The organism is Limnochordia bacterium, assembly GCA_023230925.1.
In the GTDB taxonomy this organism is placed as follows: Bacteria; Bacillota; Limnochordia; order DUMW01; family DUMW01; genus JALNWK01.
Genome location: JALNWK010000075.1, coordinates 1 through 9,837, shown reverse-complemented (window position 1 = coordinate 9,837; position 9,837 = coordinate 1). Strand labels below are relative to the sequence as shown.

The window sequence follows — 9,837 nt, the reverse complement described above, 5'->3', positions numbered from 1 at the left end:
CCTATAGTGATGTCGAGAGCGCCTTAACATTGAGTCTACAGTACAAAGTTGATCCTACTGTCATCTTTGCTTTACGCGAGATGAATATCGAAGATGCTCAGATTGAAGGATTCATCGAAAGACCAAGTCATGCGTACGAAGTGCTAAGCACCGACCAGAAGGACGTTGTGGATGCTTTGGCCTACATATTTGGCATTAGACTTCAATTAGCACATGCCTGCATCGATGTAGGAGCCCCACCTGCTGAACTCCTATATATCCTCTATATTGATTATGTGAGTGGTGAACCGATAGCTGAAGAGATTCTAGAAACGGTAAGACTGACTTCGTGGGCTGAGGTCTGCGTGGATGTACTCGAGGCTGCCACTAAAGCTAGACTGACTCGTTTCTTTGCGGAGGAGGAATCCAGAGATGATATCGGAATCGCTAGTATGGATGTTTATAGTATAGGACTCCGTTCCTGATGAACGCCCCCACCACTCGTTCTTACTTTTGATCTCGGTATTCTACAGTGTATTGCATCGTGGACCAGGACGCCGCATTCCAAGATACATTAACCTTAAACCGGGTTACGCCTTGCCAATCTATCTTCTTGCATGGCAGTCGTGGTTAGCCATTTTAGTACCGAATGCACTACTGAGACTTCCTTTGAGGTCTGGCCAATGGACGTTGAAAGCTACGGCATCGAGGAATTTTCGATGCAATTCATCCATAGTTGGCATAGATCTTTTCTAAGTAAACTCGGCTCTAAAAGGGTGTCTGGCACAGGATAAATTGGTTTATCCATAGGAATTAACCTAGAAAGGTTTGGTACCATGCTCCAAGCCTCTGATCTTCAAGTGGCATAACGAGTTGGTCATCTTTAATGAAACGGAAGCCAGTATCGATGGCATCAGATTGGGATCCAGGCACTAGGGTGGGTAGAGCATCGTCGATGTATTGGGGTCCATTCACTGGCTAAGTCCCAGTTAGCTACTCCCAGTATGGACGTGTCTTGGCCGGTTGAAAGGTCTAGTTTCCCGTGGTAAAATAAGGAGGACCGCCAGATAAGGAGGAAACGCCTTTGTTTTCGCTTTTATGTCCTAAGACTTGCTCCGCATCAGTATTGGATATTGAACCAAGGAATCTAAGACTTCAAGGTATAGAAGCCTTGATTCTCGATGTAGATAATACCATCGTGGAATGGCGGGGCGAAAAGGTCTCAAATTCGATGAAGCGTTGGGTCAGTGCTGCCCTAGCCGAAGATCTGAAAGTATGCATTGTCTCCAACGGGATCAGTAAGCAGGTCGCTGCGATCTCCAAGGATCTAAGTGTTCCTGCTATTGCCAAAGCCGGCAAGCCAACAAAGCGTTCTTTTCTAAAGGCGTTGAAGATCATGGACGCCACACCGCAAAAGACTGCTGTGATTGGCGATCAGGTGTTTACCGATATACTTGGTGGTAATCGACTTGGTATGCACACTATTTTGATTAACCCAGTGGGTAAACAGGAATTGAAGACAACTAAGGTGATGCGACGCCTAGAAAAATGGACCTTAACCAAAATGTATAAAAAAGGTCTTATATCTTTACGTTCCTACCAGACCCGGTTTTCTAATGAATAGGGGGTAGCTATGTTGCGATACCTAACCGCTGGTGAGTCCCACGGCAAAGCCCTCGTGGCGATTATAGAAGGTTTCCCCGCTGGAGTTAGCGTAACCAAAGCGGATATCGATCAGGAACTTGCCAAACGACAGCGGGGCTATGGTCGGGGGGGACGGATGAAGATTGAAAAGGATCAAGTAGAGATCCTCTCTGGTATCAGGAACGGTAGGACCCTAGGAAGCCCGATTACGCTGATGATAGAGAATAAGGATTGGCCCAACTGGATCGATACGATGTCCTCTGAGGAGATCCGTGCCCAATCCCCCCTTACGCGGCCCCGACCTGGACATGCTGACTTGGCCGGCGCCCTTAAGTATGGTCATGATGATCTGCGAGATGTACTGGAACGGGCAAGTGCAAGGGAGACTGCTGCTCGGGTAGCTGTGGGAGCTGTGGCAAAATGTCTGCTCCGTTTGTTCAAAATCAATGTCCTAGCCTACGTTGTTTCCCTTGGACCCATAGAAATACAGCAGAGGGAAATGGATCCCGTTTCTGCCGCGCGGATAGTCGAGGCATCATCCTTCCGTAGTCTAGCGGACCGGGAGGACGAACTAATTCGCCTAGTTGATGAGGTGAAGGAACAGGGTGATTCCCTCGGTGGCGTCTTTGAGGTTGTGGCCTGGAACGTTCCGGTGGGTTTGGGTTCTTATGTGCACTGGGAGCGCAAGTTAGATGGTAGGCTAGCCCAGGCTCTGATGAGCATCCAAGGGATCAAAGGGGTTGAGGTAGGCGAAGGATTTGCCGCTGCTGCGCAGTTGGGGTCACAGGTTCATGATGAAATCGTTCATGAAGCAGGCGAATATGGACATAGGACAAACCGTTCCGGTGGGATTGAAGGTGGCATGAGTAACGGGGAGCCTATCATCCTGCGGGCCGCCATGAAGCCTATCCCAACGTTATATAAGCCTCTTTTGTCGGTGGATATGCAGACGAAGCAGGAAGTGGCCGCGGGAATCGAACGCTCTGATGTCTGTGCCGTGCCTGCGGCAAGTGTAGTAGGTGAGGCGGTGGTGGCCTTTGAATTAGCCTCGGCCCTACTGGAAAAATTCGGTGGTGACAGCCGAAGAGAGATTATGGCTAACTTTGAAAACTACCAGAAGGCGTTGTTTGCCCGATGACTTATAGTAGAATTGCTCTCGTTGGTATGATGGGGGTTGGAAAAACTACAATAGGATGCCGATTGGCACAACTATTACATTGGTCTTTTGTTGACACCGACGTGTTGGTGGAGAAGCAGACCGGCAGAACAATCAACGATATCTTTTCCTCCGACGGAGAATCTGCCTTTCGGGAATTGGAGAGAGCGGCTTTGTTAACTGCCCTCAAGCAGGAGCGAGCAGTACTGGCCTTAGGTGGAGGGGCCGTCGTCTACCGTGACAGTATTACCTTACTGAAACAGCAGGCTTTAGTAATCTGGCTTATGGCGGATATGCATGATCTTGTAGCAAGGACTAGGGCCGACGATTCCCGACCCTTGCTTAGAGGGGTTGATGAACGGGCTGTGCTGGAGGATCTACTGCGCGCGCGGAAATCCTACTATGAACAGGCTCATCTACATATAGATACCACAGGGCTATCGGTGGTGGAGGTCTGTTCATTAATCATTCAACACCTAGGTGAAGTGTCCCGGGGGGAGGGATCTTGATGCAAGAGCAAGTCCCGGTTGTTTTAGGTGATCGGAGTTACACGATCCGGATCGGAACAGACATCATTGGTGATACCGGTATGTACTGCCGGGATCTTAAGCTAGGCCGTCGGTGTTTGATGATCTCTAATCCGATTGTTGATGCATTCTATGGCTGGGTAACCAGAGAAGGCTTGGTTAATGCGGGCTTTGAGGTCAGCTCCGTGGAGATCCCCGATGGGGAGGAGTACAAAGACCTGGGGACTCTTAACTTTTTGTACGATCATGCGGTAAAGACGGGTCTTGATCGTAACTGTTTTGTGGTGGCCCTTGGTGGCGGAGTTGTAGGAGACATCGCGGGATTTTTCAGTGCCACCTATATGCGGGGAATTCCCTTTATCCAGGTCCCTACGACAATTTTGGCGCAAGTAGATTCTAGTGTGGGAGGCAAAGTTGCCGTTAACCATTCCTTAGGCAAGAACTTGATCGGTGCTTTCTACCAGCCGCGCCTGGTAGTTGCCGATGTCTCAGTCGTTGAGACCTTGCCCCCCAGGGAAGTATTGGCCGGGTTGGCAGAAGTGATCAAATATGGAGTAATATATGATCAAGAGTTCTTTTCCTTTATAGAGGGCAATGCAGCGAAGCTGCTTGAGCTGGATCGTGAGATGTTGATGCGGGTCATTGTACGGTCATGTCAGATCAAAGCAGAGATTGTGGCGGAGGATGAGACAGAACAAGGCCTGCGGGCGATACTGAACTTTGGTCATACCTTCGGCCATGCCCTAGAGGCAGTTACCCATTACACCGTTTATCGGCATGGGGAGGCCCTTGCGGTGGGAATGGTTGCTGCAGCAAGGCTATCCTGTTGCCTTGGCATGCTAAAGGATGGGGAAACGGAACGCATGGAGAATCTTCTAGATGTGATGGGATATGATCTGTCTCTTGCTGGTATTGATCTCGAACAGATGATAGAGGCCTTTGGGTATGATAAGAAAGTACTCGACGGCAAGATTCGGTTTGTGTTGCTAGAAGAGTTGGGCAAGGCGAAGCTAGTGGAGGATATAGACATAGATCTGATCCGAAGGGTTCTTGAGGGAATGAAGGGGAATTGAGTATGTGGCGAATTTTAGTAATTCATGGTCCTAACCTAAACCTTTTGGGTGTCCGGGAGAAGAATGTCTACGGGGATACCCCCTTTGCTGCGATTAATGAACAAATTCGCAGTGGGGCGGAGAAAATGGGCATATATGTAGAGATTTTCCAGTCCAACCATGAAGGTGAGATCATTGATCGAATCCATGCAGCTTTAGGCAAGTTTGATGGATTGATCATTAATCCCGGTGCCTATACCCATTACAGTGTCGCTATTCGGGATGCTGTAGCCGCGGTGGATATACCAACGATTGAAGTTCATCTTTCGAACGTATCCTCCCGGGAGGATTTCCGTAAGGAGTCTGTCATTGCCCCGGTATGTTTGGGTCAGATTAGTGGGTTAGGACCGATCAGTTATCTTTTGGGTCTATCAGGAATTGTGATGCATCTGGAGGCGAGCAAATGTCAGAAGAGCAATTGAACAGGGTGGGGCAACTAAAAGAGCACCTCAAACAACGGGGACTTAATGGACTTATTGTGGTTCGGCCTGAGAATCGCTATTACTTCTCTGGTTTTGTGGGGACCGCAGGTATTTTGGTCATTACCAATGAGAAACAGTACTTGTGCGTCGATTTTCGGTACGAGGAACAGGCTAGACAGCAAGCTCCGGATTTTGAGATCGTAACCGGAGGGGTTTCTGAGAAATTAGCTATTGACCTTGTACGAGAGCTTTCTTTGAAGAAGGTGGGTTTCGAGGAGAAGTATGTGAATGTGGCCCAGTACCAGGAGTGGACTAAGAACCTGCCCAGTGTGGAGTTCGCTCCTATGGATAGCGACCTGATCACCATGCGAATGATCAAATCTCCCAGCGAGATTGAACGCATTGCAAAAGCGGCGAGTCTTGGGGATCGGGCTTTAACCTATGTGGTCACGGAATTTGGACTTGACCACACGGAACTTGAGATTGCCTGGGCCCTGGAGAGGTATATGCGAGAGGGGGGGGCCGAGGGTGTTTCCTTTGAGTCTATTGTTGCCAGTGGTCCGAATTCGGCCAAGCCCCATGCCCATCCATCACAAAGAAGACCTCAGCCGGGCGACTTTATTGTTATGGACTTTGGCGCCCAATTAGATTATTATTGTTCTGATATGACCCGTACCTGGATTAAGAAACCAGTAGCAGGGAAGCACAAGCACATTTATGAGATTGTTGCCACTGCACAGCAGGCAGCTTTGGACGCGATTGCTCCTGGGGTTACGGGACATGATGTGGATAAGGTGGCCCGGGACATTATTACTGAAGCAGGCTATGGCGAGAATTTTGGGCATGGGTTGGGTCATGGCGTAGGGTTATTGATTCATGAAGCACCGGGTCTATCCCCAGGGGTGCAGACAGTCCTCAAACCGGGTATGGTTGTTACCGTTGAACCGGGCATCTATCTCCCAGGCTTTGGTGGGGTACGCATAGAGGATCTAGTTGTAGTGACTGAGGACGGCTGCCGCATACTGACTGGATCATCGAAGGAGTTAAGCAGTTTCTAAGGAGTGAGCGATGTGATATCTGTTAATGATTTGCGTACTGGCTTAACGATCGAACTAGATGGTGAGATTTACAGTGTTGTTGAATTCTTACACGTCAAGCCGGGAAAGGGAGCCGCTTTTGTACGGACCAAGCTGAAAAACATTAAGACCGGTGCTGTTGCCGAAAGAACCTTTCGGGCTGGGGAGAAGGTAGAGTCGGCACATATTGAAACCAGTGAAATGCAGTTCCTCTATCAGAATGGGGACGAGTATGTGTTTATGGACACTCAAAACTATGAGCAGATTGAGATTACCACCGAGGTCTTGGGTGATGTAGCTAAGTTTCTCAAGGAAAACATGGAGGTTCTTGTGCAGATTTATGAAGGAGCTCCCATTGGTGTCATCTTGCCCACTGCTGTGGAACTGAAAGTGATTCGAACTGAACCTGGCTTCAAGGGTGATACGGCAACTGGAGGCAACAAACCGGCTGAGCTTGAGACCGGTCTTATTGTACAAGTACCCTTGTTTATTGAAGAGGGTGAAATACTGAAGGTGGATACACGAACAGGCGAATACATATCCAGAGCTTGAACGTGTGTAAGAGCCTCATAGATGGGGAATAATACTAAAGTGTGTTAGGTTAGAGGAGGGGTTAGCATTGACTGCAAGAGAGAGATTGGCGTACGTACGGGGGTTACTGCAGGGTTCGGACTTTTTGGGCAGTGATGAGAAAACTAAAGAGGTCTGGAACGGTTTGCTGGATGTTCTCGAGGAACTGAGCAACGAAATGGACGACATCTATGACTGGCAGGATGAGATCGAGGACTACTTGGATGCTCTAGACAATGACCTAATGGAACTAGAAGAGACTGTCTACGAGGATGAGGATGAGGACGAAATCGTCGTAGTGGAGTGTCCCAACTGCCACGAGGACATCTATGTTGATGAGTCCCTGTTTGATGACTATGACGAGCTTGTATGTCCTAGCTGCGGTTCGTCCATCTGCTGTGAGTGTTGCGATGATGACGTTGATTTCGAGGATGACTTTGATTTCGATGAGGACGACGAGTAACAAAGAGGAATCAACTTGACTTTCTCCGAAGGGAAGCCCGGGTGGGGCTTCCCTTCCTTTATGAAATGGATTATGAGTCCTGCGTCAATTGGCCATGTAGATCATGGCAGACGGCGATGTTCTTCGATAAAGGACGATGGATCGATCCAATACTCGAGGGCTTGGCTTTTGGTGTAAGGTACTCCATTTAAACGGGGCCAAGCCCAGCTAGGTAGGTCTGCTCTGCGGAGCTCGAAATGTAGATGGGGTACGAATTTGTTGTTCGGTCCGCCACCGATGGTGCCGATCTGTTGACCCTGGTAAACTAGATCTCCTTCTTTTACCCATCTTTCGGCCAAATGGGCATATTGGGACCAGATTCTTCGCCCATCCGGAAGAGTATGTTCGATTCTGATGATGTTGCCTTGGGCTGTATTCCATACGGACTCTTTGACAGTTCCGTTGGAAACTGCCAAAACGGCCTTGCCATAGCTACTACCCCACAAGTAGTTCCAGTCTTCTCCCGGATGCCAGGTCTGACTGTAATTGCTCCACTGGAGGAAACCATAGCCAGTGACACCAAATCCCTGGGCGGTACCACCCCCTACAGGATAATCAAAACCGTCAGAGATCAGCCTCCCGGGAACCGATTGTTCAAAGGGAGGGTCAACATTTCCGTCCTCACCGGGGACCATATTGAGGTCTGGAAGAAGACATCCCGATAAACTAAGTAGTGCGATAAGGCACAAATATGAAATAAGTCGTTTCAATTATATAACTCCCCCAAGAAATATTCATATTTACACTTGACTTTGGGTAAAATACTTCGACATACCGAATCCTCTTCCCTTTGGGGGTTATTGGCAGGAAAAAGATGCAGTGGGACAGAACTATGTATGAAGCATGTAGTTGAAGAGGGGATACACTATGTCAAAGGAGCAGGGGACATCACCCGATGCTCTCCGAAACCTCTTGCTGAGCAAGAAGGTTTTTTTGCGTCTCGGATTCGTTTTTTTGTTAACGTTTTTAGCGATGATTCTTGTGCTAAAACGCTTTACCGGTGAGATAAACATTGCATTGCTCAGGCAAGAATTGGGGCGATGGGATACGCGGTTTGTTGTCTTAGCCTTGGGATCTATATTTGTGTACCTAATTGCGAAGGCCTTAAGGATGGCAGTCATGGTTGCTCAGTTTCAGCCCAATATGTCCTTTCGGGACCTGTTACGTATTTCCCTAGTGTATATTTTTGTGAACACCGTTACGCCCTTTACCGCCGGTGGTATTCCCGTCCAGGTTTACCTGCTTACTAGGTACGGCCTATCGGTGGCGGAGGCTTCCGCAGTGTCTTTTCTCGAGGGGGTTTACACATGGTGCTGTTTTGCAGCTATTGCCTGGCCCTTGGTTTTCCTACTCCCGGGGGAGCTGCGACAGACGGTCTTTCCTTGGTCAATCTTAGCCTTATTTGTGGCTACCTTATTTGCCGCCTTCGTTGTTTTTATCACCATGAAGGCGGGTATTGCTGGCCGATTCTTTGAGAACCTTGGTGGAGGATTGAAGGACGCGAAAAGTTCGGTGGCCCGCTTTCTTGCCTCCGGCTTGGAGAAGTTCGGTCAGTTTGTGCTACAGGTTGATGTAGCCCTTACATCAAGCGATCTACTCAAAACGACGAACATGATCACCTGTTTTGTCATCACGATCATGATGTGGTTGTCTAATTTTATGGTGGCACCGTTACTGCTTAGGGCCGCAGCTGTGAAAACCTCAGTTCTTGCGAGCTGGGGACTGCAGATTATCTATGCCTCGGTTGCTCCTTTGATTCCTACTCCCGGCGGTTCGGGAGGAACGGAGCTGTTATTTGCATCACTCTTTGCTCCGTTGCTAAGCGGCCCAGAACTCGGTGCTTTTGTAGCAATATGGCGACTTTTGGCTTACTATGTTCCCCTAGTAATTGGGTGTGTTGCTACGATACTGCAGTTACGTTGCCTATTGGTTGCTAAGAGCTAGAGGTTATGCGAATAGCTAACCGGGATACTTGAAGGTTGTATGGGGAAGGAGTCTTCCTATGCAAAGGAAAGCGTTGGTCACAATCCTAAGAGGTGCGTTAATCGCTGCTTTGTACGTGGCGTTGGTCATGGTTATGCCCCAGCCCTTCAGTTTTGGAGTGATTCAGTTTCGTGTAGCTGAGGGCTTGGTCCTTTTGCCCATGCTATATGGGGAAGCGGTCTGGGGGCTATACATTGGCGCCATTTTAGCCAATATCTTAGGCGGATTGGGACCCTGGGATATTTTCGGTGGCTCCCTGGTTACCTTGGTTGCTGCCTACATAACCTATAGGTATCGATTTACCTGGATCGCGTACGTAGCTCCTATTGTCCTTAACGGCCTTTTGGTCAGTGCATATCTGCATTTCATCTATGAAGTGCCCTACTGGTTAATGGTAGGAAGTATCTCAATTAGTGAGGCAGTAGTTGTGCTTGGTTTGGGGGTTCCCTTAATCCGCATCCTACAGAAAACACTGATGTAGGCGGTGGTCTTCATATTTCTTAAATGGCATTGTCCTACCGTCTGTCAACATTATGCCAATACGCTTGTTTTGGCGGCGCCAGAGAAACCTTTGCCCGGGGCGCTATTGGAATCTACTCTTTGCAGGCTCCTGTAGGACAGCCGCCTATGGGGTATCAAAGAATTCCTGGGTTAGAGCGGTTGGGTTGATGCGATGCTACCAATAAGGAAGCTGGATGCTGGTGTGGCAATGGATGACAAAGGGGGCAATTCGGGGGCTATTTCGAGACCGTCAAGTTAACTGTGTAAACTCCGAATCCTCCTAAGAGTAATTTGTGACCCGTTCTCCAAAGTAGACAGTCAACTGTGAGTATATTGTACCCCAATTGCGCATTACCTTAGTCCAT

12 protein-coding genes are annotated in these 9,837 nt (G+C 48.7%); 11 read left to right on the top strand and 1 reads right to left on the bottom strand.

Annotated elements, in window-relative coordinates; genetic code table 11:
• The 9 genes from M0Q40_11835 to M0Q40_11795 form a co-directional block, all read left to right on the top strand.
• A partial coding sequence (locus tag M0Q40_11835) for a hypothetical protein (GenBank protein MCK9223285.1) occupies positions 1-464 on the top strand: 464 nt, incomplete at its 5' end.
• Positions 465-1,063: 599 nt separating this feature from the next.
• Positions 1,064-1,603: a YqeG family HAD IIIA-type phosphatase gene (locus M0Q40_11830; GenBank protein ID MCK9223284.1), complete on the top strand. Its 540-nt coding sequence runs from the start codon at positions 1,064-1,066 to the stop codon at positions 1,601-1,603.
• Between the two features lie 12 nt (positions 1,604-1,615).
• A complete protein-coding gene (aroC, locus tag M0Q40_11825; GenBank protein ID MCK9223283.1) occupies positions 1,616-2,761 on the top strand; it encodes a chorismate synthase in 1,146 nt (381 codons plus the stop codon).
• 62 nt (positions 2,762-2,823) lie between these two features.
• The gene (locus M0Q40_11820) at positions 2,824-3,288 is read left to right on the top strand and encodes a shikimate kinase (protein MCK9223282.1); all 465 of its coding nucleotides are present in this window, start codon (positions 2,824-2,826) and stop codon (positions 3,286-3,288) included.
• Entirely contained in the window at positions 3,288-4,379 is a 1,092-nt protein-coding gene (gene aroB, locus M0Q40_11815; protein ID MCK9223281.1) for a 3-dehydroquinate synthase, read from the top strand. Before M0Q40_11820 ends, aroB begins: the two co-directional genes overlap by 1 nt.
• A 2-nt stretch (positions 4,380-4,381) precedes the next feature.
• Positions 4,382-4,840, top strand: coding sequence for a type II 3-dehydroquinate dehydratase (aroQ, locus tag M0Q40_11810; GenBank protein ID MCK9223280.1), 459 nt, complete (start codon positions 4,382-4,384; stop codon positions 4,838-4,840).
• Positions 4,822-5,898, top strand: coding sequence for a Xaa-Pro peptidase family protein (locus tag M0Q40_11805; GenBank protein MCK9223279.1), 1,077 nt, complete (start codon positions 4,822-4,824; stop codon positions 5,896-5,898). Before aroQ ends, M0Q40_11805 begins: the two co-directional genes overlap by 19 nt.
• A gap of 12 nt (positions 5,899-5,910) precedes the next feature.
• Complete coding sequence (gene efp, locus M0Q40_11800) at positions 5,911-6,468, top strand: elongation factor P (protein ID MCK9223278.1); 558 nt, start codon at positions 5,911-5,913, stop codon at positions 6,466-6,468.
• A 67-nt stretch (positions 6,469-6,535) separates the two neighbouring features.
• Positions 6,536-6,949, top strand: a complete 414-nt coding sequence (locus M0Q40_11795) for an RPC7 family DNA-directed RNA polymerase III subunit (GenBank protein MCK9223277.1) — start codon at positions 6,536-6,538, stop codon at positions 6,947-6,949.
• A 101-nt stretch (positions 6,950-7,050) separates the two neighbouring features.
• Here the strand turns inward: M0Q40_11795 and M0Q40_11790 are convergent, their stop codons facing one another.
• The gene (locus M0Q40_11790; GenBank protein ID MCK9223276.1) at positions 7,051-7,698 is read right to left on the bottom strand and encodes a M23 family metallopeptidase; all 648 of its coding nucleotides are present in this window, start codon (positions 7,696-7,698) and stop codon (positions 7,051-7,053) included.
• A gap of 157 nt (positions 7,699-7,855) precedes the next feature.
• Between M0Q40_11790 and M0Q40_11785 the strand changes: the two genes are divergently transcribed.
• Both M0Q40_11785 and M0Q40_11780 read left to right on the top strand, forming a co-directional pair.
• Complete coding sequence (locus M0Q40_11785; GenBank protein ID MCK9223275.1) at positions 7,856-8,932, top strand: flippase-like domain-containing protein; 1,077 nt, start codon at positions 7,856-7,858, stop codon at positions 8,930-8,932.
• A 58-nt stretch (positions 8,933-8,990) separates the two neighbouring features.
• Positions 8,991-9,452 (top strand): QueT transporter family protein, encoded by a 462-nt coding sequence (locus M0Q40_11780; protein MCK9223274.1) that lies wholly within the window; start codon positions 8,991-8,993, stop codon positions 9,450-9,452.
• The last annotated feature ends 385 nt before the right edge of the window (positions 9,453-9,837 follow it).